Genomic DNA, 21,534 nt, shown 5'->3' with positions numbered 1-21,534 from the left:
TAGGAATGGATCCGCCGCTGACGACGGGATCCACACAAGATCGCCTCCATAACCGCTTGATCCCGCAGGCTGGAAGGCGCGTATCAGCCTATCAGGAAAAGCGCGGGGCGATGGAGAAGGCCATCACACTCGCCGCAAGGGGGGAGTCATGGAAGAGAGTGTCGTGGTGATCGGTGCCGGTGGTGGGCTGGGGAGCGCCCTGGTGGCGCACTGGCTGGCGGCGGGTGCCGCGCCCGTCATCGCCATCAGTCGCCAGCCGCAACCGGCGGGGCTCAATAGCGCCAGGCTGCACTGGCTGCGCTGCGATTACAGTGATGAACAGCTGGCAGATGCGGTGGCCCGCATAGGTGAGCTGGCGCCGAGGCCGCGCTGGCTGGTGATCTGTAACGGCCTGCTGCAGCAGGGAAGCATCCGGCCGGAGAAACGGCTCGAGGCGCTCAACCTCGAGAGCATGACCCAGCTCTACCAGACCAACGCCCTGCTGCCGCTGCGCTGGATCAGTCAGCTGCTGCCCCTGCTGGGGTCGAGCCCATGTACCCTGGCGGTGCTCAGTGCCCGGGTCGGCAGCATTGGCGACAACCGCGCCGGGGGCTGGTATGGCTATCGCGCCGCCAAGGCAGCCCTCAACATGCTGCTCAAGTGCGCCGCCATCGAGCTCGCCAGACGGGCGCCCGGCGTCAAGCTGCTGGCGTTTCATCCGGGCACGGTGGACACCCCGCTCTCGCGGCCGTTTCACGGCAACCTGGCCGCCGGCAGCCTGCATAGCCCGCAACAGGCTGCCGCGGATCTGGTGACGCTGATGGCGCGGCTGACGCCGGATGGCGAGCTGAGCTACCTCGACTGGCGAGGTGCGCCTATCGAGTGGTAGCGGGCGGCAGCAGCCGGGCCAGCAGGCTGCGCAGCGCCTTGATGACCGCCGGCTTGCCCGCCAGTTGCAGCCTGGCCGCCAGCGCTCCCCAGTCGGCATATTGCCAGATGGTGGCGATCAGCAGTTGCCGCTCGGCGGGGTCAAGCTTTGCCAGTTGTGTCAGGTTGCCCGCCAGCCAGCGTTGCAGGCTGGGTTGGCACAGCTCGAACGGCTTGTGGTGGTGGGCAAAGCAGGCCAGCTCATCCTGATCAAACTCATCGAGCCCGCTCGAGCTGGCCTCCGCATCCTGCAGGCACTGCCACACCAGCTCGGATTCAAGGGTTTTCAGCTCGCCCGCCAGCAGGGTAGGCAGCTGACGTACGAAGCGGCGATGCCACTCGGCTAGCTCGGCGGTGCGAGCCGGTTGCAGCGCCTTGAGCAGCAGGGCGGCGTGGCTGCCGCTGGCGGCATCCCGCTGCAGGCCGATGCGCAGCACCCTGAGCCCTACCTTGCGCCAGAAGGGCAGCAAGTCGGAGCTGGCCGAGAAGGCGGAGCCCAGATAGTCGAGCCCTGCCGCCTGATAATGCTGTTCGAGGTGGGCCAGCAGGAGCGACCCCAGCCCGTGGCGATGGAGCGCCGGATGAATGGCGATGCGCATCACCCGGGCGTAGCTGCGTGCACCTGCGATCTTGAAGCCGGCGTGCGCCAGCAGCGACTGGGGCAGCAGATGACCGCGCGGACGCCGGCGCCCGGCCCAGATCGCCTCGGCCAGTTCAGGATCTATCTCTCCTTCCCGGGCGACCAGCGCCACCCCGAGCAGATGCGGGCCCTGTTCCAGCAGGTGGATGTCGAGGGTCGGGCTCTCCAGCAGGTAGCGCAGATCGCTCGGCGTGGTCTGGTAGTGGGCCAGCACCAGCAGGCCGAACACTCGATGGAGCAGCCCTTCATTGGCAGCCAATGCATCCTGCTCGAGCCGGCGCCAGCCAGGCTGGGTGGGCGCTGGCGGCGTCTCGACCTCGGCGTTGAGGCCGAGCAGCCGGAACACCAGCGGCTCCAGCGGATCCCGGCTGCTCCAGCGGATCGGCTCGGCCAGGTGGATCTCCTGCCAGCCGGGTGTCTCGCGATCGAGTACCCGCTTGAAGCGCAGGTGAAAACCGCGGCCCGTGCCCTCGTAGCCGTGCTCCGTGGTGGCGAAGACGATGCGGCCGTGCCGGGCCAGCATGGCCTCCAGCAGCGGGGTCGGAATGGCGGCCGCTTCGTCTACCAGCAGCAGGTCGGGCTGCAGCGGTTCGTGCACCAGCCGATCCGGCGAGCAGTAGCTGAGTCTTGCCAGCAGTTGCGGCGCGTCTTCAAGGGCACGGGCCGCGTGGGCAAACAGGGTGGCGACTGTGGCCTGGGCGGGGGCAGTCACCAGGATCTGCAGGTCGGGTTGTTGGCGCAGCAGCTCGGCGGCGGCCAGCCCCAGCAGGCTGCTCTTGCCGCGGCCCCGATCCGCACTCAATACCAGCGGACGGCGGCGGTGACCGTGCAACACCTTGTGGATGGCGGGCAGGGCGCGCGCCTGATCACAGCTCAATGGTCGCGCTGGCCCAACCGGCTGCCACTGGGTTGCCGTTGCAGGAGGGGCTAGCTCGAGGGCTGGGTCACCCGTCAGCAGCCGCACCAGCCGGGCGAGAAAGCCGTGGCCCGCCAGTGCCGTATCTTCCGGTTGTGCCACCAGCCGAACCCGGTCTGGATCCGGCCAGGCAGGCCATTGGGCTCGCGGCGGGGTCAGCAGCAGCAGCAGGCCGCCCGCCCGCAAGGTGCCCGCCAGCGCCCCGAACGCGTCGGGGTGAAAACCGCTGAACGCATTAAACACAAGCGTGTCGCACTCCTGACCGAGTCGCTGCAGCGCCTTGGCCGCCGGCTGCGGGTTGTGCTCGGCCGGGCCATCTCCCAGCCAGTAGCTGATGCCGCTTAGCAGAGTCTCGGCCCGGGCGATGCAATCGGCCTCATCACCTTCCAGCCAGATCAGCCGCCGTTCGCCGGCGCGGGCCAGTGCCTGGCGCAGCTCGTCGAGCGCAACTGGCATCATGAAGCAGCGCTGTCGGCCGGTTTGCGGGGCTCGAACATGCGATCCCCCATCTGGTCGATAAAGGTGTGCGCCTTCTGCACCATGAAGCGCTCCGCATCGGCGGGGTTGGCAAACAGATCGGATCGGATGAAGCGGTGGGTCTGCAGCACACCGTCCAGCTCCTTGGTGATGCGGCCAGCCAGCCGATACTGACCCCCTTCGGCCATGGGCTCGGGATAGATGAGGTAGCCGGCGTACTCGGTGGGGGTGACTTCGGCGACCGGAGCGGGCTGGCCGCCAAACAGGGCAGTGAACAGTTTCTTGAGCATGATGTTTCCCTCAGTGACAGGGCATTGTCACCAAGGGGTTGATGGCTGGCAAGCGGGGGATCTTATTACCAATAGTTATTTGCACTACGAACCATTCTCATTTAGATTTCATGGCAATCCAGCATGAGGTAAACACTATGTACGTCTGTTTGTGCCGCGGCATCACAGATTCCCAGATCCGCAAGGCGGTACAGGCAGGCAAGACCGAGTTTCGCCAGCTCAAGCAGTCGCTCGACGTCGGCGCCCAGTGCGGCAAATGCGTGCGCATGACCATGGAGATCATCGCCGCCGAACTCGACAAGGCCGAGCTGGAACAGGTGCCGCTCTACTACGAGGTGGCCTGAACAAGGTCGCAATGTCGGTAAAAACCGACCTGTTTTTTAAATTCCTTCCCGCAGGCGAGCTGGCTCGCCGGACCTATTGTTGTCACTTTTCTGGACTAAGCTCTAAGGATCTAAGCCTCAGGCACGAACCAAGGAGCACTGTCGATGAAAGGAGATCCCAAGATCATCGCCCACCTCAACAAGGTGCTGGCCAATGAGCTGATAGCCATCAACCAATATTTTCTGCATGCCCGCATCTACGATGACTGGGGCCTCAAGGCGCTCGGGCACAAGGAGTATCACGAATCCATCGATGAGATGAAACACGCCGACGAGCTGGTCAAGCGGGTGCTGTTTCTGGAAGGGCTGCCCAACTTGCAGGATCTGGGCAAGCTGCGCATCGGCGAGACGGTGGAGGAGATGCTGCGCTGCGACCTGTCGCTGGAGATGGATGCCATCCCGGACCTGAAGGTGGCCATTGCCTACGCCGAGTCGGTGCAGGACTACATCAGCCGCGACCTGTTCCAGGATATCCTGGAGGATGAAGAGGAGCACGTGGACTGGCTGGAGACCCAGCTCGATCTCATCGATCGCATCGGGCTGGAGAACTATCAGCAGTCCCAGCTGCATCACGGCTCGTCCTGAATAGTTATGGCATGAAAAAGCGATTAAAAAACCCGCTGCGGCGGGTTTTTTAATGTCTGGCTGCATAGCTTTTCATGATGCTTATCATCATGAAAAGTAAGCTTATTTTTGTTAATTATGTCGCAAAAAAACGAGCAGGAGAGGTGCACTATTGGAACCCCTTTTCGGGGGCAAACAATAACAACGGTTAAAGGACTACACCATGCACTTCTTGCCCAACAAACTGGCGCTGGCTTGTGCCATCGCACTCTCGCTCGCTGCCTGCAATGACAACAGCTCCAACGCTCCGGCGGATCCCGCCGCCACCAAGACCTCCCTGATGCAGACCATGGACGAGGCCCTGCGCGAGAGCCAGGCGCTCGACCCCTACGGTTTTGCCATCGATGCCGCCAGCATCGCCAAACGCAAGGCCCTCGACAGCGCCCTGCTCAAGCGGCTGGATGCCCTGGACGCTGGTGTGCTGAGCGAACGGGACCGGTTGTTCTACGACATGATCCGCTGGGATCTGCAGATCAACCTGACCGGTTACGATCTGCCCCAGTCCCAGATCCCGATCCACCACTTCAGCAACCGGGTGGTGGATCTGGTCGATGAGGTAGGGGCCGCCCCGGCCAGCGGCAAAGCTGCCCGTACCGTCGAGCCCGGCTTCGACTACTTCGAGCAGAGTTCGGCCGATCGGGTCGCGCCGGGGGATGCCGCTTGGCGGCGCGACATCGATCGCCCGGCTGCTGCACCGGTTGTGGCCAGCAAGGCGAGGGTCGCCACCGCACCACTGGCCTGGTATCAGGAGCACCTCAGCTGGCTCAAGGCCTATGACGGCTACCTTGCCGAGGTGAAGCGCCAGTTCGAACTGGGCAGCGCTCAGGGCAACACCCTGCCGGACGAGCTGGTGGACCGGCTGCTGGCCCAGCTCGACAGCAAGCTGGAGGGCGAGGTGATCGCCGGTTCCTACCTCGGCTGGCAGCAGCTGCCGGGAGAGGCGGACGAGGCGCTGCGCAGCGAGTACAAGGGGGTGCTGGACAGCATCAACGGCCGCTATCTGGCGCTGCGCGACTACCTGGATTACCAGCATGGCGGCGCCTATGCGGTGCGCCTTGGCAGCGGTGAGTGCGACGACGGCTTCTGCGGCATGACCAACGGGCGTGACTGGTATCGCTGGCTGCTGAAGAAGCACACCACCACCGACATGACGCCGGAGCAGGTGCATGAGCTGGGGCTGAGCGAGGTGGCGCGGATCTTCGGAGCCATGGTCAAGGTGTGCCATACCGTCGGCAAGTGCGACAGCGACGACGTGAGCCAGAGCAAGCAGAGCGGTCAGATCTACGCCTTCTTCCGCTATCTGAACGAACCGGCCTTCTTCTATCAGAACCCGCTGGCGGTCTGGTCGGCCGGCCTCAACCCCGGCAACGCCGCCGGTGCGACCCTGAGCGGGCCGCAGCAGCAGGCGCTGGCCGAGCACGAGCGGGCGCTACAGGAGTACAACGCCTTCAAGAGCAAGGCCGCGCTGGTGCTGCCGGACTTCTTCGATGCCGAGCGCACCATTCCCAAGCTGGATTACGAGGTGGTGCCCGTCTCCTACAAGGACGCGCCATACGGCGGGGTGGCCTGGTATCAGGACGGCAACCCGCAGACCGGCCGCAAGGGGCGCTTCTTCCTCAACACCTACTACCCCTATGGCCTGCAGAGCTGGAACATCAGCACCCTGCTGGCCCACGAGGCGGCGCCGGGCCACCACTTCCAGATCACCATCGCCCAGGAGCTGGCCGCCAAGGATCCCGACTTCCCGCAGTACGTGGCGAACGCCTCCTACACCGCCTATGCGGAGGGCTGGGCGCTCTACACCGAATACCTGGCGGATCACGACATGGGGCTCTATCAGGGGCGCGGTCTCTACGATCCGGCGGTGGGGGACGTGAAGGTCGAGGGCTCGTCCGCCTTCAACAACCAGCTGCAGTACTTCGGTCGCCTCAACGAGGAAATGCTGAGGGCGATGCGGCTGGTGGTGGATACCGGCATCCACTGGTATGGCTGGAGCCACGACCAGGCCGCCAACTACATGAAGGAGAACTCGGCGCTGGGGGCGGGGGACATCAGCTCCGAGGTGCCCCGCTACATGGCCTACACCGGTCAGGCGACCTCCTACAAGGCGGGCCAGCTGGCGCTGATCCGGATGCGGGAGTCGGCCGAGCAGACACTGGGCTCAGGTTTTGACCTCAAGGCGTTCCACCACCATGTGCTGGAATACGGCATGTTGCCCATCTCGGTGCTGGAGCAGAAGAACAAGCAGTGGATTGAACAGTCGAAGTGATCACAGTTACGGCGCCCGGCAAGGCAACGGGCGCCGCTTTCGATTAGGATACGGCTCTATTCAAACAACAATGCTACGGATGATGTCCATGGAACAGATCGCCCGTGAGATGGCGGCCCACAAGCGAGTGGCGCTGGTGGCTCACGACAACATGAAGACCCCCCTGCTGAACTGGGTGATGCGGCGCAAGGAGGAGCTCAAGCTCCACCACCTCTACGCCACCGGCACCACAGGCACCATGCTCGGCAAGCAGGCACAGCTGCCCATCACCTGTCTCTTCTCCGGCCCCATGGGGGGCGACCAGCAGCTTGGCGCCCTGATAGCCGAGGGCAAGATCGACGTGCTGATCTTCTTCTGGGATCCCCTCAATGCGGTGCCCCACGATCCGGACGTGAAGGCCTTGCTGCGCCTCGCGGCAGTCTGGAACATCCCGGTCGCCACCAACGAGGCGACTGCCGATTTCATCATGGACAGCCCCCACATGCGCCAGGCGTTCAGCGTGCAGATCCCGGACTACGCCGGGTATCTCAAGGCCAGAACCCAGTAACGGGGCAGAAACGACAGAGCCGGCCACAGGGCCGGCTCTTTTTATTGGCGGGAACGACGATCAGCGCTGGAAGCTTTTCTGCGCGAACTTGGGTCTGGCGTTCATGATCTGCTCCACCTGCTCGTCACTCATCTTGCCGCGCGACAGCCCCAGCACCTTGTAGGTGAGCAGCGGGCGGGCGGGCAGGGCGATCATCAGGGCGCGGATCTGGTTCTCGTCCTCTTTCTCCCGGGCCGGCTTGCCATAGGCGTAGGTGAGCACGCCGGCATCCATCAGGTTTTTGACGGCGGGCTCGGTGATCGGCAAGTTTATGACGCTTTTACGTTGCAGCACGAACTCCCGCAGCACCGCCTTCTCGTTGAAATCGAGAAAGGAGATCATCTGGGCCAGCTGATCCTGCTGACGGCGCGACTGCCACTCGTCACAGGCCCACTCCCAGGCGATCAGGAAGCCCTGACTGCAGAAGTAGGAGATGGCGATCAGCATGCCGACCCCGAGCCAGGCGGCGTGTGTGGCGGCCCACTGGCTGACGGCCCCCTGCATCAAACCGGCCGGAAACAGCAGAATGATGCTGCAGCAGAGCAGCAGCCAGACCATCAGCCAGTTGAGGCGGTTCAGTTGATAGAAATGTTGGATCCACCGTTTCATCGTTCACCCTTCCCAAATCAGTGTGGACAGTAGTCATCTCATAGCAAACGGTGTGCCAAGGCGAGGAGCTCACCGGCATTGGAGTGGATCCGGATGGCAAAGCCGGTGGGTGGACGGTTACATTCCCTTACAACTTGTTGAGTCAATGATCATTAGTTTGCCTTGTGGGGTGGCGGTCAACTTGGTAAAAAGCCCGCACTGTCATAGGGGAGTAGCAACCCGCCCGTGATCCGGGCAGGGCTCATGTCAACATTCTTGGATCCTCAGATCCATGGCATGGGCGGCGATGGTATCCATCGCTCTGCAAGACCTTTGGCCTCGATATGCAAGCCAGCCGGGCGAGCCGTATCGGGTCCATTGGTTGTTCTGCTCGCCTGGCGGTTACTCATCATGCTGATCACCCTGCTGTTATTTCTGCTCTCTGCCGTCACCATCTATCTGGCCTGCGAATATTTCGTCAATGGCATCGAATGGACCGGCCACCACTTCAAGTTATCCCAGAGTGCCACCGGCTCCCTGCTGGCGGCCCTCGGCACGGCCCTGCCCGAATGCATCGTCACCCTGACCGCCTTGCTGATGGGGGATGCCCCCGCTCAGCAGCAGATAGGCATAGGTGCCGCCCTCGGCGGCCCGCTGGTGCTGGCCACCATAGGTTATGCCGCCGTCGGCGTGACCCTGCTACTGTGCATGAGCCGGGAGCATAGAGCCATCGATGGCGAGGTGCAGCGCGAGATAGGCCGCGATCAGGCCTGGTTCGTCGGCATCTTCCTGGTGGCGATGGCCCTCGGCATGGTGACCTTCACCGGTAAAACCTGGCTGGCTCCGCTGTTCGTGCTGGTGTATCTGGTCTATGTGCGGCGCGAGCTGAAGCAGACCGACAGCCACGAGGTTGAGTTGCCAGAGCTCCTCAAGCTGGATCCGGGCGCCGAGATCCCGGCGCTCGGCAAGGTGCTGCTGCAAACTCTGGTAGCGCTGGTGGTGGTGGCGCTGGCTGCCCAGCTGTTCGTTCACCAGCTGGAGAGCATGGGCGAGCTGTTTGGCCTCTCGCCGGTGCTGGCGGCCCTGTTGCTGAGCCCGGTGGCGACCGAGATGCCCGAGCTGATGAACGTGCTGATCTGGGTGCGGCAGGGCAAGCACCGGCTGGCGCTGGCCAATATCTCGGGGGCCATGATGATCCAGGGCACCATTCCCAAGGCGTTCTGCCTGTTGTTCACTCCCTGGCTGCTGGACAGCACCATGATGGTCTCCTCGCTGGTGACGCTGCTGGCGGTCGTGCTGTTGTGGTGGGGGTTCAGTCGGGAGCGGATGACGGCGGGCAGGCTCGCCTGGGTGGGGCTGATCTATCTTGGCTTCTGCGGCTGGCTGGTCATGGGCTGATGTGCCACGAACAAGGGCGGGATAGTATCCCGCCCTTTTTATGGTCATTCCCTCTGCCGGCCGATGCCGGGCAGGGCGGTCAGAACTGCTGGAACCAGCGCTGGATCTGGGCCGGATCCTTGCTCTGGGTCAGTGCAAGCATCAGTAGCACCCGCGCCTTCTGCGGATTCAGGGTCTCGGCGGCGACGAAGCCGTACTTGGCGTCATCGATCTCGGCATCCAGGGTGGTGGAGCCGGTCGGCACGCGGGCGGAGCGCACGACGCGGATACCGTCCTTGCTCGCCTTGGCCAGGGTGTCGAACAGGGTGTGGTAGAGGTTGCCGTTGCCCACCCCGGCGCTGACGATGCCATCGAACTTGGCATCCACCAGGGCCTTGGCCGGCAGATCAGAGGCGTTGGCGTAGCTGTAGACGATGCCGACCTGGGGCAGCTTGTCGAGCTTGCTCACGTCAAACGGGGTCTTGCTGGTGTGCTGGCGGGCCGGGCTGCGTTGATAGTCGATTTTGCCGTTGTGGATGTAGCCGAGCGGGCCGAAGTTGGGGGAGGCGAAGGTCTGCACCCCTGTGGTGTTGGTCTTGGTGACGTCGCGGGCATCGAGTACGGTGTCGTTCATCGCCACCATGACGCCACGCCCCTTGGAGGCGGGGTCGGAGGCGGTCACCACGGCGTTGTAGAGGTTCATCGGGCCGTCGGCGCTCATGGCGGTGGAGGGGCGCATGGCACCGACCAGCACCACCGGCTTGTCGCTCTTGACGGTCAGATTGAGGAAGTAGGCGGTCTCTTCCATGGTGTCGGTGCCGTGGGTGATGACGATGCCGTCCACGTCATCCCTGGCCAGCAGCTCGTTGACCCGCTTGGCGAGCTTGAGCCACACCTCGTCGTTCATGTCCTGGGAGCCGATCTTCACCACCTGCTCGCCCTGCACGTCGGCCACGTTCTTCATCTCGGGCACGGCGGCGATCAGCGTCTCGATGGCCACCTTGCCGGCCTCGTAGTTGGACTGGGTGGCGGACTGCCCCGCCCCGGCAATGGTGCCGCCGGTGGCCAGGATATGGACGTTGGGCAGGGCCATGGCCATCGGGGAGAGGGTCAGGCCGAGGACGGCGGCTAGCAGGGTCTTGCGGATCGGGAGAGTCATGCTGCAATTCCTTCTGGGTGATAAAAATTGCAGCAAGTTTGCGCTTTCTGTTGCAGGGGTTTGTGATGACTCTCACCAAAAAACAGCTGGGTACAGAATTTTAACCTGTTTTATACCTATATGGAGATAATTTAACTCGCCGAGAAGCCTTTGGTTTCGATCAGGGCGATCAGCTCGGCCTTGCTCAGTTCGCTCTCGATGACGGCCTTGCTGCTGGCAAAGTCGACGCTGGCGCTGCTGACGGCGGGTTGGGCCAGCAGGGCTTTTTGCAGGCTGACGGCGCAGCCACCGCAGGACATGCCGGAGACGGTGAGTTCGATGGTCATGGGATATCTCCTCTGTTGATTGAGAGTCAGCGTAAAGCTGCCGCCCGCGGCAAGGTCAAGGGGGTGATGAAGGGGTGAGGGCCAGCAGGTTTGCTGCTGGCTAGCCCATCAGCCCCAGGTAGTTCATCAGGGTGGCGCCCAGGCTGGTGGTGACGAGCGAGCCTAGCGTGGTGGTGGCGATGATGTTGGCTGCCAGGGCGCTGTCGCCCCCCATGGCGCGGGTCATCACATAGCTGGCGGCGGCGGTGGGGGTGGAGCTGATGAGAAACAGGATGCCGAGGGCCTGCGGGCTGAAGCCCAGCGCCCAGGCGCCCATCACCAGCAGCACGGGGATGCACAGCAGCCGGTTGGCGGTGGCCCAGCCGGTCAGCAGGGCGCCGCCGCGCAGAGCCTTGAGGTTGAGGCTGGCGCCGGTACAGAGCAGCGCCAGCGGCAGGGTCATGTTGGCGAAGTAGTTGCCCGTGGTGATCACCAGCTGGGGCAGCTCGATGCCGAGCAGGCCGAACGGCAGGGCCGCCAGGATGGCGATGATCAACGGGTTTTTGGCGATCCCCCTGAGGATCGGCTTGATCCCCTTGCTGCCCCCCAGGCTGCGGGTCAGGGTGATCACCGCAAGCACGTTGTAGAGCACGGTGACCGAGCCCACCAGCAGGGCGGCGGCGCCGATCCCCTCGGCGCCGTAGGCGTTCTGCACATAGGCCAGCCCCATGATCCCCATGTTGCCGCGAAAGCTCCCTTGCACGAAGATGCCGCGCTGGCGCCGCTCGGGGATGAAGCGGGCCGCCAGCAGCTCCAGCACCAGAAAACCGGTGAGGGTGCCGAGCAGGCCGTAGACGATGAGCCAGGGGCTCGGCATGGTGGAGAAATCGGTGCGCACCATGCTGAGGAACAGCAGGGCCGGCAGGGTGACCTGAAACACCAGGCGGGAGGCGGACTCGACGAAGCTGTCCGGCAGCAGGCCCAGCTGCTTGAGCCAGATGCCAAGCAGCAGCACCACGCAGATGGGGCCCGTGATGGAGAGGGAGAAGTGCAGACTGGCCAGCAGATCCATGATGCGCGTCCTGTGCGATGGCGGGTGGCACGGCATGCGCCGGCGCCAAAAGGGCATTCTAACGCCATGGGCTTGTATTCACATGGGTTAATCACAACAATGTGGGCAATTCCACCGCCGAGCCCCTGTGAGCCACTTCATGGACAAAAAACTGACCATCCTCGATATCGCCCGACTCAGTGGTGTCGGCAAGTCGACCGTCTCCCGGGTGCTCAACCAGGATCCCAAGGTGAAGCTGGCGACCCGCGAGCGGGTGGAGCAGATCATCGCCGAGCACGGCTTCGTGCCGAGCAAGTCGGCGCGGGCCATGCGCAGCCAGAGCCAGCAGGTGGTGGGGATCATCGTTTCGCGGCTCGACTCCAGCTCGGAAAACCAGGCGGTGCGCGGCATGCTGGAGACCCTCTACCGGCGCGGCTACGACGCCGTGCTGATGGAGAGCAAGTTCTCCCCCGCCAAGGTGCAGGAGCATCTGGCGGTGCTGGAGCGGCGCGGGGTGGATGGCATCATTTTGTTCGCCTTCAACGATCTGGACTATGCCGCCATGGCGCCGCTCAGGGAGAAGCTGGTGCTGGTGGCCCGCGACCATCCCGGCTTCTCCTCGGTCTGTTTCGACGATGCCGGTGCGGTGCACACCATGCTGGGCCAGCTCGCTAACCGTGGCATCCACGACATCGCCTACCTGGGAGTGGACACCGCCGACCTCACCACCGGCCAGCGCCGACTCGATGCCTACCTCGGCTACTGCGCCGAACAGGGGCTGACGGCGCGCAGCGCCCTCGGCGATCTCAGCCTGCAGAGCGGCTACCGACTGGCGGCTGAGCTGCTCACCCCGACCACGGGCGCCCTGGTCTGTGCCAGCGATACCCTCGCCATTGGCGCCGCCAAGTACCTGCAGGAGCAGGGGCGCAGCGAGGTGCTGGTGACCGGCCTTGGCAACAACCCCATGCTCACCTTTCTTTTCCCCAACGCCCTCAGCCTGGATCTCGGCTACAAGGGGGCGGGGGAGCAGGCCGCGCGCCAGCTGCTCGGCCAGATCGAGCAGGATCAGCGCCCGCTGGCGACCATAGCTCCCTGCCACTCTTTGTGAACGCCATCACCTAGCGCCGCACAAAAAACGCGCTTTTTGTGACCTCGCCCACGAATTGGGAACGTTCCCATTTTGATCGTGACCAATTGGCGGCATGCTAAATGGGAACGATACCAAAAACGCTCGGGCTCACAGACTGGCCCAAAAGGGCGACGCAGACCAATATCAATGGAGTCACAGAGGGAAGGCTCATGTCCAAGATCAACGCACAACATCTGGCCACGCTCATCGACAAGATCGGTGGCAAGGAGAACATCGCAACCGTCAGTCACTGCCTGACCCGGTTGCGCTTCGTCCTCAACGATCCGGCCAAGGCCGACAGCAAGGCCATCGAAACCATCCCGGCGGTGAAGGGAAGCTTCACCCAGGGCGGCCAGTTCCAGGTGGTCATCGGCAACGAGGTGGAGCAGTGGTACAAGGCGCTGACCGAAGAGATCGGCGTCAGCGGCGGCAGCAAGGAGGCCGCCAAGCAGGCGGCGCGCCAGAACATGAATCCGCTGGAGCGGGGCATCTCCCACCTGGCGGAGATCTTCGTGCCCCTGCTGCCTGCCATCATCACCGGCGGTCTGATCCTGGGCTTTCGCAACGTCATCGGCGACATCAAGATGTTCGACGATGGCACTCATACCCTCACCGAGATCAGCCAGTTCTGGGCTCAGGTACACGCCTTCCTCTGGCTGCTAGGTGAGGCCATCTTCCACTTCCTGCCGGTGGGCGTCTGCTGGTCGGCGGTGAAGAAGATGGGCGGCTCCGAGATTCTGGGTATCGTGCTCGGTATCACCCTGGTTTCCCCGCAGCTGATGAACGCCTACGGCATCGGTCAGCAGACCCCCGAGGTGTGGGACTTTGGCCTGTTCGTCATCCAGAAGGTGGGTTATCAGGCGCAGGTCATCCCGGCCCTGCTGGCGGGTGTCTTCCTTGCCTGGGTGGAGACCAATCTCAAGCGGATCATCCCGGCCTACCTCTACCTGGTCATAGTTCCCTTCATCTCCCTGCTGCTGGCAGTGATCGTGGCCCACGCCTTTATCGGCCCGTTCGGGCGCTGGCTGGGTGACGGCGTCGGCTTTGCCGCCAAGGCTGCCATGACAGGTTCGTTTGCTCCCATCGGTGCCGCCCTGTTCGGCTTCCTCTACGCGCCCCTGGTCATCACCGGTATCCACCACACCACCAACGCGGTGGATCTGCAGCTGATGCAGAGCATGGGCGGCACCCCGATCTGGCCGCTGATCGCCCTCTCCAACATCGCCCAGGCGTCTGCGGTGGTCGGCATCATCCTGATCAGCCGCAAAGAGAACGAGCGGGAGATCTCGGTGCCTGCCGCCATCTCCGCCTACCTGGGGGTGACCGAGCCGGCCATGTACGGCATCAACCTCAAGTACAAGTTCCCCATGCTGTGCGCCATGGTGGGCTCGAGCCTTGCGGCCCTCATCTGCGGCTTCGCCGGGGTGATGGCCAACGGTATCGGGGTAGGGGGCCTGCCGGGCATCCTCTCCATCCAGCCGCAATACTGGGCCGTCTATGCCATCGCCATGCTGGTGGCCATCGTCGTGCCGATCGTGCTGACTCTGCTGGTTTACCAGCGCCAACAGGCGGCCGGCAAGCTGGCTCAGGCCAGCGCCTGACTCCACGCATCAGGGCGACCCGCAGGGGTCGCCCTCTCCCTTTTTCATTCGAGACAAGAGCAAGACCCATGAGCCAAACACCCTGGTGGCAGAGCGCCGTGATTTACCAGATCTACCCCAAGAGCTTTCAGGACAGTGGCGCGCGCGGCACTGGCGACCTCAAGGGGATCATGGCCCGCCTCGACTATCTCAAGACCCTCGGCGTCGACGCCCTCTGGCTGACTCCGGTGTACGTCTCGCCGCAGGTGGACAACGGCTATGACATCGCCGACTACCTGAATATTGATCCCGCCTACGGCACCATGGCCGATTTCGAGGCACTCTTGGCCGCTGCCCACGCGCGCGACATCCGCATCGTGATGGACATAGTCGTCAACCACACCTCCACCGAGCACGCCTGGTTCAAGTCGGCGCTGGGGGACAAGAACAGCCCCTACCGCGATTACTACATCTGGAAGGACCCGGTGGAGGGTGGTGTGCCGAACAACTGGCAATCCAAGTTTGGCGGCAGTGCCTGGGAGCTGGATAAGGCCACCGGCCAGTACTACCTGCATCTCTTTGCCCGCGAGCAGGCGGACCTGAACTGGGAGAACCCGGCGGTGCGCGCCGAGGTGAAGAAGATCATCCACTTCTGGGCCAAGAAGGGGGTGGACGGTTTCCGGCTCGACGTCATCAACCTCATCTCCAAGGATCAGCGCTTCCCGAGCGACGACAGTGGCGATGGCCGCCGCTTCTACACCGACGGGCCGCGCATCCACGAATTTTTGCAGGACGTGAGCCGCGACGTGTTCGCCCCGGTAGGCGCCATGACGGTGGGGGAGATGTCCTCCACCAGCCTGGAGCACTGCCAGCGCTATGGCGCGCTGGATGGCTCCGAGCTCTCCATGGTGTTCAACTTCCACCACCTCAAGGTGGACTACCCCAATGGCGACAAGTGGACCAAGGCGCCGTTCGATTTCCTCGAACTCAAGCGCATCTTCAACCACTGGCAGAGCGGCATGCACGGCAAGGGGTGGTCGGCCCTGTTCTGGTGCAACCACGACCAGCCGCGCATCGTCTCCCGCTTCGGTGACGAGGGCGAACATAGGGTGGTTGCGGCCAAGATGCTGGCCAGCACTCTGCACGGCCTGCAAGGCACCCCCTACATCTATCAGGGGGAGGAGATCGGCATGACCAACCCCGGCTATCAGCGCATCGATGACTATCAGGATGTGGAGAGCCGCAACATCTTCGCCATCAAGCAGGCCGAAGGGATGAGCGAGGCCGAGATCCTGGCCATTCTCGGCGCCAAGTCCCGTGACAACTCGCGCACGCCCATGCAGTGGAGCGCTGCGGCAAACGCCGGTTTCACGACCGGCACCCCCTGGCTCAAGCCCGCCGCCAACAATCCCGCGATCAATGCCGAGGCGGCGCTGGCCGACACCGACTCTGTGTTCTGGCACTACCGGGATCTGATCCGCCTGCGCAAGGCCCATCCCATCTTCACTCAGGGGGATTATCAGGAGCTGCTGGCGGGGCATTCGCAGATCTGGGCCTATGCCCGCCGCACCGACGGTCAGACCCTGCTGGTGGTGAGCAACTTCTACGGCGAGCCGATCAGCTTCGCACTGCCGGAGGAGCTGGCCACCGGCAAGGGGCGTCTGCTGCTTGGCAACTACCCGGATAGCCCGGCCCGGCCGCAATCCTGTATGCTGCGCCCTTATGAATCTCTGATCTGGCTGGTGGAGTAGGCGATGAGCGAGGTGATGATGAAGGCGGCGGTGCGCGGCCCCGAGTGGCAGAAGATGGTGGCGGGGGAGCCCTATGATGCGGGCAACCCCGAGCTCAAAGCGGCGCGCGAGCGCTGCCGCAGGCTCTATCACACCTTCAATACCCACTGGCAGGAGAAACCGGCGCGCGATGCCCTGCTCCATGAACTGCTGGGCAGCCGCGGCAAGGAGTGCGCCATCAACCCGCCCTTCTTTTGCGACTACGGGGCCAACATCTTCGTGGGCGAGAACTTCTACGCCAACGTGGGCTGCACCATCCTCGACGTCTGCGAGGTGCACATCGGCGACAACGTGCTGCTGGCGCCCGGTGTGCAGATCTACACGGCCGCTCACCCGGTGGCGGTGGCGCCGCGCATCAAGGGGGTGGAGTTCGGCAAGCCGGTGCGGATCGGCCACAACGTCTGGATCGGTGGCAGCGTCGTCATCTGCCCCGGCGTCACCATAGGGGACAACAGCGTGATCGGCGCTGGCTCCGTGGTGACCAAGGATGTGCCGGCGGGCGTGGTGGCGGCCGGCAACCCCTGCAAGGTGCTGCGGCCCATGACGGCAGCAGAGCTGGCTGGTGGCTAGTGGTACCGGCCAGCGCGCACTTTCCAACATCAAGGGCAGGTTATCCTGCCCTTTTTCTTGTCCGTCATTGGCTGAACCCGGGATGTACAGCCACTTCAGATTTTTTGAACATCTAGGCCAGTTTATCTCGCTAACAATGGCAAGCCTGGATGTTTAATATTCACTCAACGCTTAGGCAGGAACGCCAAGCGGCCAAATAACTGGTCGTTCAAGGCTGTGAGACCTTCAAATAGGAGGTCTGATGTTGGTGAAAGAACTACACACTATTTGAATAACCTCTTGCATGGATGCATTGATTCGGGGCCGTCGGCCCAGGCAATGACATAGAAACCAAGAGAGTGAATGAACATGAAAAACGTAATCAAGATGCTGGCCGTTGCAGGCCTGATGACCGCAGGTTTTGCCCAGGCTTCCGTTCCGGCTGACTTCAACGCCGCCCCGGGTGTGCTGTTTGTAAACTGGCACGCCACCGCTGCCGTCGAAGGCAAGGGCAACCCCATGCTGGAAGTACGTGACGAGTCTGGTGATGTGGTTGCCTCCGTGCACGCCAACCTGATGGGCAGCCAGCAGGTGCAGATCCCGAGCCGTACCCAGGGCAACCTGACCGTGAGCCTGGGTGAGCAGAGCAGCGACTACCGCATTCCGTTCGGTATTGGCAGCGGGCGTCAGCGCTAAGGGATCCCCGGGCAACCGGACACCCACGCGAGACAAGACAGGGAGGCCGAGGCCTCCCTGTCGTCGTTGACAAGCGCCCGCCCCGGCTCTGGCCTCTGACTCACAGGTGCAAGCCAGCCATGGATCGCCATACGGCAGATCCTCGGCGCGGCCAGTTCGCACCGTACTCTTGCGCCACACTCCCGCAGCGCGAGCGTGACAGATCTTCTCATCCGATATACCGCCTTTGATTTCCCTGCCCGACCATACCGTCGGTGCCGTGCAGCTTGCACACATTCTGCCTGTTCAACGCATTGCGCGGGACATCCATCCGCTGACAGCCGCCTGCCGTTTTCCCGTTCCACAGAAGCCTATACTCCCTGAAGAACCTGTTGTGGGAGTGGTGATCATGCGTCGTCTCGTCTTGTTGGCCTGCTGTTGTATGGGGTCGGCCCTGGCTGCCCCGGTGCAGCTCAGGCTGCTGGAGTGGGGGTATCTGCCCGCCGGATATGAACAGCAATTTACCGAGTACGCCAAGCGCGAGGGGGTGGAGGCGACGGTGACCCGGATCGAGCCATTGCTCACCGACTTTGACAGCGTCTATCGTGCTCTGCGTACCCGCAGTGCCGACGTGGTGATGCCGACCAGCTACTTCTACAAGGCGCATCATCAACCCCTCTTCAAGCTGCTGTTGCCCATCGACTTTGGCCGCTTGCGCCATTACCAGGAGGTGAGGCCGGCCCTCAAGAATACCGAGTATGACAAGTTGGGGGAGCGCAACTATTCAGTGCCCTTCTCCTATGCCATGTTCAGCCTGGCTTACGACAGCAAGCAGGAAAGCACCCCGCCCACCAGCTGGCAGGCGTTGGCCGAGCAGACGCGGCAGGGGCAATTTGCGGTTTTCTGCGATCAGTTTGAGCCCTTGCTCTTCTCCGTGCTGCTCTCCCTTGGCAAGTCACCCGCCCTCTTTGCCAGTGGTGAAATGCTGGCCGATAGCCCGTTGCAGAATGAGGTTGAAGGGCAACTGACCCGGCGGCTCAAGGCGAGCCGGGGCTTCTGGTTCAATCAGGCCAATCGGTGCGAGGATCTGCGCCATCAGCGCCTGGCCACCACCTGGGGGCTGGAGCTGGTGGAGTGCAATCGGCAAAACGGTCAGCAGTGGCGCATCGCCATGGTAAGGGAAGGGGCCATCTATGCCCTTGATGCCCTCTCGATTGCGCGGGATGTCGGGGATGATCCGGTCAGGCTCAAGGCGGCCTATCTGCTGATCGACTTCCTGTTGAGCGAACCCCTGCAGAGCCGCATGTTGATGGGCACGCCGACGGTTTCCGGCAGCAATGGATCGGCCCGCCCCCCGCTGACCCCGGAGGAGCAGGCCGTGTTGCCGCCGCAGGCCCTGCCTGAATTTGACGAGCGCCTGCTGGTGCCGGCCCTGCCTGCACACATCAAGAATCGCTACAAGCGGATGGTGCAGCAGGCCCTGGCCAGCAGTGGCAAGGAGGGGCTGGCCAAGGTGTGTCCCTGGGATCTGGCGAACTGATGCTGGCGCTAGCGAGGTGTAAGGACGGGGCGATCGGAGAGGAGTTCCTGCACCAGTTGCACGGCCAGGTGGATATTGGACTCCATGGTATCGCCATCTTGCGCATTGGCTTTCCAGCTGGCGGGGGCTTCAGGATGGGGCCCGGAGACGGCCACTTTTCCTTTACCGTAGGCGCCGATTAAGGCGGCGATCCGGCCATCGTCGAAGTAGGCAAGTTCACGCACCGGTTCGGTGCCTGGCTGCAGGGCGAAGGTAGGGCCGGCCTGGTAGTACATGCGGCGCACCTCCCCGAGCCAGCGAATGTCATGGATCTTGGGAGAGAAGTCACCGTCGTAGTCGTCAGACTCTGCCGGCACCAAACCGAGCGCCTTCACATGGTTGCCCTCGTCGGCCCAGCCCAGAGACGCGACAAAGGCACCGCCGCAGATCCCCAGATAGCGCCCGCCCTGACTCAGATAGCGTTTGAGCGCCCCGGCGATGGCCGGGGTGAACCGATGAACCAGGGGCTCTACGTCATCTTCGGTGCCGCCGATGATAAACAGACGGGCGCCCGCCAGCTTGGCCGGGAGCTCGCTCAGGTTGTCGAGATAGACCACGGGGAGCCCGGCCTGCTTGACCACGGCGGCGATTGCCTCGTTGCTGTCCGGGTCCGAGATGGGGCCGGTATAGAGCAGGGCGTAGCCTGTCGGATTGGCGTCTATCTGTGGCTGGCTCCGGGCCTTTCCCGCGAGAGGGCAGATCATCAGCAGGGTGGACCACAGCAGCCAGCGCACTGGCCGGCTCGCTGATGACCTCAACGCGTGAAGGCCAAGGTGTCGGTTGCTCAACATGTCATCTTCCTGTATGGGTCATCGCTGTGGGGACCAGGCCGACTCATCAGTCGGCCCGGTTGGGGGATGGGGTGAGCCGCAAGTGGCCGCCTCGTCCTCGAGGCGCATATCGCGCAGCCTCAGGCGCTCGGTCTCAAGGATAAACATGCAGGCCCTCCTCCAATAAGCGGCCATTATGGGGCCTGGGATGAGGGAAGGGACAATCCCCAACCGGGGGGCGTCTCGGTGGTTGGTCGCACACCTCGCCTCGGCGAGGGTCAGGGGAGTCAATACCGTGCCCCCATTGCCTTATGCGGCGCAGCCGCATCTCTCTTGCCCGGTGCAATGCACTGTATTTCCAAGACGAATGAGCCCTCCCGGCCAGGGAGGGCTCGTGCTTGCCACAGGCCAGGCGCTCGGTCGAGCGCCTCCTGGTGCGCCTCTACAACTTCACCATGATATGCCGCGGCACCGTGTAGTCCTCCAGGGCGTAGAGGGAGAGATCCTTGCCGTAGCCGGACATCTTCATGCCGCCGTGGGGCATCTCGGAGGTGAGCATGAAGTGGGTGTTGATCCAGGTGCAGCCGTACTGCAGGTGGCTGACCACCTTGCTGGCAAGGCCCAGATCCCGGGTCCAGACCGAGCTGGCGAGGCCGTAGTCCGAGTCGTTGGCCCACTGCACCACCTGCTCGGCGTCGCTGAAGCGGGTCACCGACACCACGGGGCCGAACACCTCCCGGCGCACAATTTCATCCTCCTGACGGGCGTGGGCGATCAGGGTCGGCTCGAAGAAGAAGCCGTTGCCGGGGCGGATCTTGCCCCCCGCCGTCACCTCCATGTGACCGCTGCTCTGGGCCCGCTCCACGAAGCTCGCCACCCGGTTGCGCTGCCGGTCCGAGATGAGCGGCCCCATCTCCACCCCCTCCTCGCGTGGGCCGCCCACCTTGATGGAGGCGACCGCATCCGTCATGGCGGCGACGAACTTGTCGTAGATCTTGCCCTGGGCATAGATGCGGCAGGCGGCGGTGCAATCCTGGCCGGCGTTGTAGAAGCCGAAGGTGCGAATGCCCGCCACCACGGCCTCCAGATCCGCATCGTCAAAGATGATGACCGGCGCCTTGCCCCCCAGCTCCAGGTGGGTGCGCTTCATGGTGCGGGCGGCGCTCTGCAGGATCTTCTGGCCGGTGGCGATGTCACCGGTCAGCGACACCATGCGCACCAGCGGGTGCTCCACCAGCGGCGCCCCCACGCTCTCGCCCCGGCCGCAGACGATGTTGATGACGCCGCGCGGGAAGAGCTCGCTGGCGAGCTCCGCCAGGCGCAGGGCGGTGAGGGGGGTCTGCTCGGAGGGCTTGAGCACCACCGTATTGCCGGCGGCGAGCACCGGGGCCATCTTCCAGGCCGCCATCATCAGGGGGTAGTTCCAGGGGGCGATACTGCCCACCACGCCGATGGGGTCGCGGCGGATCATGCTGGTGTGTCCCTCGATATACTCCCCGGCGAGTGGCCCCTGCAGGCAGCGAGCCGCGCCGGCGAAAAAGCGGAAACAGTCCACCACCGCCGGCAGCTCGTCGTTCAGCACCGCCAGATAGGGCTTGCCGCAGTTGAGGGATTCCAGCGCCGCGAACTCCTCGGCGTGGCGCTCGATGGCATCGGCCAGGCGCAGCAGCAGGGTACTGCGCTGGGCCGGGGTGGTGCGGCTCCACTGGGCGAAGGCGCGCTGGGCGCCGTTCACCGCCCGGTTCACCTGCTCGAACGAGGCTTCTGGCACCGAGGCGAGAAGCTCCCCGGTGGCGGGGTTGAGGATGGGCTCGGCCGGGCCGTCACCGGTGACGAACTGACCGTCGATCAAGAGTTGGGTAGAGAGTTTCATGGTTGCATCCTTGCGCAC

General features: G+C 63.6%; 20 protein-coding genes and 1 riboswitch. Of the genes, 12 read left to right on the top strand and 8 right to left on the bottom strand.

What is annotated here, in order from left to right:
* Positions 1-148 precede the first annotated feature (148 nt).
* Positions 149-868, top strand: a complete 720-nt coding sequence (locus ACB031_RS15445; RefSeq protein ID WP_371139862.1) for an SDR family NAD(P)-dependent oxidoreductase — start codon at positions 149-151, stop codon at positions 866-868.
* Here ACB031_RS15445 and ACB031_RS15440 read toward each other — a convergent pair.
* Together ACB031_RS15440 and ACB031_RS15435 are read right to left on the bottom strand one after the other, a co-directional pair.
* Positions 855-2,921, bottom strand: coding sequence for a tRNA(Met) cytidine acetyltransferase TmcA (locus tag ACB031_RS15440; protein ID WP_208200755.1), 2,067 nt, complete (start codon positions 2,919-2,921; stop codon positions 855-857). The two genes, ACB031_RS15445 and ACB031_RS15440, sit on opposite strands and share 14 nt — an antisense overlap.
* Complete coding sequence (locus ACB031_RS15435; RefSeq protein ID WP_010635983.1) at positions 2,918-3,229, bottom strand: HlyU family transcriptional regulator; 312 nt, start codon at positions 3,227-3,229, stop codon at positions 2,918-2,920. The genes ACB031_RS15440 and ACB031_RS15435 overlap by 4 nt, the downstream gene beginning before the upstream one ends.
* A gap of 137 nt (positions 3,230-3,366) precedes the next feature.
* Between ACB031_RS15435 and ACB031_RS15430 the strand changes: the two genes are divergently transcribed.
* The 4 genes from ACB031_RS15430 (at position 3,367) to ACB031_RS15415 (ending at position 7,052) form a co-directional block, all read left to right on the top strand.
* On the top strand, positions 3,367-3,573 hold the full coding sequence (locus ACB031_RS15430) for a bacterioferritin-associated ferredoxin (RefSeq protein ID WP_017779074.1): 207 nt from the start codon (positions 3,367-3,369) through the stop codon (positions 3,571-3,573).
* A 144-nt stretch (positions 3,574-3,717) separates the two neighbouring features.
* On the top strand, positions 3,718-4,197 hold the full coding sequence (gene bfr, locus ACB031_RS15425) for a bacterioferritin (RefSeq protein ID WP_005314068.1): 480 nt from the start codon (positions 3,718-3,720) through the stop codon (positions 4,195-4,197).
* A gap of 202 nt (positions 4,198-4,399) precedes the next feature.
* Positions 4,400-6,505, top strand: a complete 2,106-nt coding sequence (locus tag ACB031_RS15420) for a DUF885 family protein (protein WP_371139861.1) — start codon at positions 4,400-4,402, stop codon at positions 6,503-6,505.
* Between the two features lie 88 nt (positions 6,506-6,593).
* Positions 6,594-7,052: a methylglyoxal synthase gene (locus ACB031_RS15415; protein WP_010635987.1), complete on the top strand. Its 459-nt coding sequence runs from the start codon at positions 6,594-6,596 to the stop codon at positions 7,050-7,052.
* A gap of 60 nt (positions 7,053-7,112) precedes the next feature.
* Here ACB031_RS15415 and ACB031_RS15410 read toward each other — a convergent pair whose 3' ends face one another.
* Positions 7,113-7,700: a superinfection exclusion B family protein gene (locus ACB031_RS15410; RefSeq protein WP_005305531.1), complete on the bottom strand. Its 588-nt coding sequence runs from the start codon at positions 7,698-7,700 to the stop codon at positions 7,113-7,115.
* Between the two features lie 194 nt (positions 7,701-7,894).
* Positions 7,895-8,001: riboswitch (yybP-ykoY riboswitch) on the top strand.
* 89 nt (positions 8,002-8,090) lie between these two features.
* Between ACB031_RS15410 and ACB031_RS15405 the strand changes: the two genes are divergently transcribed.
* Positions 8,091-9,077 (top strand): sodium:calcium antiporter, encoded by a 987-nt coding sequence (locus ACB031_RS15405; protein ID WP_371139860.1) that lies wholly within the window; start codon positions 8,091-8,093, stop codon positions 9,075-9,077.
* Between the two features lie 79 nt (positions 9,078-9,156).
* Here ACB031_RS15405 and ansB read toward each other — a convergent pair whose 3' ends face one another.
* The 3 genes from ansB to ACB031_RS15390 all read right to left on the bottom strand — a co-directional run bounded on the left by ansB (position 9,157) and on the right by ACB031_RS15390 (position 11,592).
* The gene (gene ansB, locus ACB031_RS15400; RefSeq protein WP_005305526.1) at positions 9,157-10,215 is read right to left on the bottom strand and encodes an L-asparaginase 2; all 1,059 of its coding nucleotides are present in this window, start codon (positions 10,213-10,215) and stop codon (positions 9,157-9,159) included.
* A 131-nt stretch (positions 10,216-10,346) separates the two neighbouring features.
* Positions 10,347-10,541, bottom strand: coding sequence for a heavy-metal-associated domain-containing protein (locus tag ACB031_RS15395; RefSeq protein WP_017766443.1), 195 nt, complete (start codon positions 10,539-10,541; stop codon positions 10,347-10,349).
* Positions 10,542-10,641: 100 nt separating this feature from the next.
* A complete protein-coding gene (locus ACB031_RS15390) occupies positions 10,642-11,592 on the bottom strand; it encodes an AEC family transporter (RefSeq protein ID WP_010635992.1) in 951 nt (316 codons plus the stop codon).
* A gap of 139 nt (positions 11,593-11,731) precedes the next feature.
* On the opposite strand from ACB031_RS15390, the gene treR reads away from it, so the two are divergent.
* From treR to ACB031_RS15360, 6 genes are all read left to right on the top strand, one after another.
* On the top strand, positions 11,732-12,679 hold the full coding sequence (gene treR, locus ACB031_RS15385; protein WP_371139859.1) for a trehalose operon repressor TreR: 948 nt from the start codon (positions 11,732-11,734) through the stop codon (positions 12,677-12,679).
* A gap of 191 nt (positions 12,680-12,870) precedes the next feature.
* Entirely contained in the window at positions 12,871-14,301 is a 1,431-nt protein-coding gene (treB, locus tag ACB031_RS15380) for a PTS trehalose transporter subunit IIBC (protein WP_019840679.1), read from the top strand.
* Positions 14,302-14,369: 68 nt separating this feature from the next.
* Positions 14,370-16,031 (top strand): alpha,alpha-phosphotrehalase, encoded by a 1,662-nt coding sequence (treC, locus tag ACB031_RS15375; protein ID WP_371139858.1) that lies wholly within the window; start codon positions 14,370-14,372, stop codon positions 16,029-16,031.
* 3 nt (positions 16,032-16,034) lie between these two features.
* Entirely contained in the window at positions 16,035-16,640 is a 606-nt protein-coding gene (locus ACB031_RS15370; protein WP_017782473.1) for a sugar O-acetyltransferase, read from the top strand.
* Between the two features lie 342 nt (positions 16,641-16,982).
* Positions 16,983-17,315, top strand: a complete 333-nt coding sequence (locus ACB031_RS15365; protein WP_017779082.1) for a hypothetical protein — start codon at positions 16,983-16,985, stop codon at positions 17,313-17,315.
* A gap of 421 nt (positions 17,316-17,736) precedes the next feature.
* Positions 17,737-18,834: a spermidine/putrescine ABC transporter substrate-binding protein gene (locus ACB031_RS15360; RefSeq protein ID WP_371139882.1), complete on the top strand. Its 1,098-nt coding sequence runs from the start codon at positions 17,737-17,739 to the stop codon at positions 18,832-18,834.
* Between the two features lie 8 nt (positions 18,835-18,842).
* On the opposite strand, the gene ACB031_RS15355 is transcribed toward ACB031_RS15360, so the two are convergent.
* Both ACB031_RS15355 and ACB031_RS15350 read right to left on the bottom strand, forming a co-directional pair.
* A complete protein-coding gene (locus tag ACB031_RS15355; RefSeq protein ID WP_371139857.1) occupies positions 18,843-19,607 on the bottom strand; it encodes a hypothetical protein in 765 nt (254 codons plus the stop codon).
* A 478-nt stretch (positions 19,608-20,085) separates the two neighbouring features.
* The gene (locus tag ACB031_RS15350; protein WP_324054730.1) at positions 20,086-21,516 is read right to left on the bottom strand and encodes a gamma-aminobutyraldehyde dehydrogenase; all 1,431 of its coding nucleotides are present in this window, start codon (positions 21,514-21,516) and stop codon (positions 20,086-20,088) included.
* Between the last annotated feature and the right edge of the window lie 18 nt (positions 21,517-21,534).

The sequence above is a fragment of the Aeromonas sp. S8(2024) genome (genome assembly GCF_041403085.1).
Classification (GTDB): domain Bacteria; phylum Pseudomonadota; class Gammaproteobacteria; order Enterobacterales; family Aeromonadaceae; genus Aeromonas; species Aeromonas dhakensis.
This window is presented reverse-complemented; position numbering and strand designations above follow the sequence as displayed.

Excerpts from the sequence above, each read along its gene's own strand:
- ACB031_RS15365 (WP_017779082.1), top strand. The coding sequence starts at position 16,983 with ATGAACATGAAAAACGTAATCAAGATGCTGGCCGTTGCAGGCCTGATG.
- ansB (WP_005305526.1), bottom strand. The coding sequence starts at position 10,215 with ATGACTCTCCCGATCCGCAAGACCCTGCTAGCCGCCGTCCTCGGCCTG.
- ACB031_RS15350 (WP_324054730.1), bottom strand. The coding sequence starts at position 21,516 with ATGAAACTCTCTACCCAACTCTTGATCGACGGTCAGTTCGTCACCGGT.
- ACB031_RS15395 (WP_017766443.1), bottom strand. The coding sequence starts at position 10,541 with ATGACCATCGAACTCACCGTCTCCGGCATGTCCTGCGGTGGCTGCGCC.
- ACB031_RS15390 (WP_010635992.1), bottom strand. The coding sequence starts at position 11,592 with ATGGATCTGCTGGCCAGTCTGCACTTCTCCCTCTCCATCACGGGCCCC.
- ACB031_RS15405 (WP_371139860.1), top strand. The coding sequence starts at position 8,091 with ATGCTGATCACCCTGCTGTTATTTCTGCTCTCTGCCGTCACCATCTAT.
- treB (WP_019840679.1), top strand. The coding sequence starts at position 12,871 with ATGTCCAAGATCAACGCACAACATCTGGCCACGCTCATCGACAAGATC.
- treC (WP_371139858.1), top strand. The coding sequence starts at position 14,370 with ATGAGCCAAACACCCTGGTGGCAGAGCGCCGTGATTTACCAGATCTAC.
- ACB031_RS15420 (WP_371139861.1), top strand. The coding sequence starts at position 4,400 with ATGCACTTCTTGCCCAACAAACTGGCGCTGGCTTGTGCCATCGCACTC.
- ACB031_RS15415 (WP_010635987.1), top strand. The coding sequence starts at position 6,594 with ATGGAACAGATCGCCCGTGAGATGGCGGCCCACAAGCGAGTGGCGCTG.
- ACB031_RS15370 (WP_017782473.1), top strand. The coding sequence starts at position 16,035 with ATGAGCGAGGTGATGATGAAGGCGGCGGTGCGCGGCCCCGAGTGGCAG.
- bfr (WP_005314068.1), top strand. The coding sequence starts at position 3,718 with ATGAAAGGAGATCCCAAGATCATCGCCCACCTCAACAAGGTGCTGGCC.
- ACB031_RS15360 (WP_371139882.1), top strand. The coding sequence starts at position 17,737 with ATGGGGTCGGCCCTGGCTGCCCCGGTGCAGCTCAGGCTGCTGGAGTGG.
- ACB031_RS15435 (WP_010635983.1), bottom strand. The coding sequence starts at position 3,229 with ATGCTCAAGAAACTGTTCACTGCCCTGTTTGGCGGCCAGCCCGCTCCG.
- ACB031_RS15430 (WP_017779074.1), top strand. The coding sequence starts at position 3,367 with ATGTACGTCTGTTTGTGCCGCGGCATCACAGATTCCCAGATCCGCAAG.
- ACB031_RS15445 (WP_371139862.1), top strand. The coding sequence starts at position 149 with ATGGAAGAGAGTGTCGTGGTGATCGGTGCCGGTGGTGGGCTGGGGAGC.
- ACB031_RS15410 (WP_005305531.1), bottom strand. The coding sequence starts at position 7,700 with ATGAAACGGTGGATCCAACATTTCTATCAACTGAACCGCCTCAACTGG.
- ACB031_RS15440 (WP_208200755.1), bottom strand. The coding sequence starts at position 2,921 with ATGATGCCAGTTGCGCTCGACGAGCTGCGCCAGGCACTGGCCCGCGCC.
- treR (WP_371139859.1), top strand. The coding sequence starts at position 11,732 with ATGGACAAAAAACTGACCATCCTCGATATCGCCCGACTCAGTGGTGTC.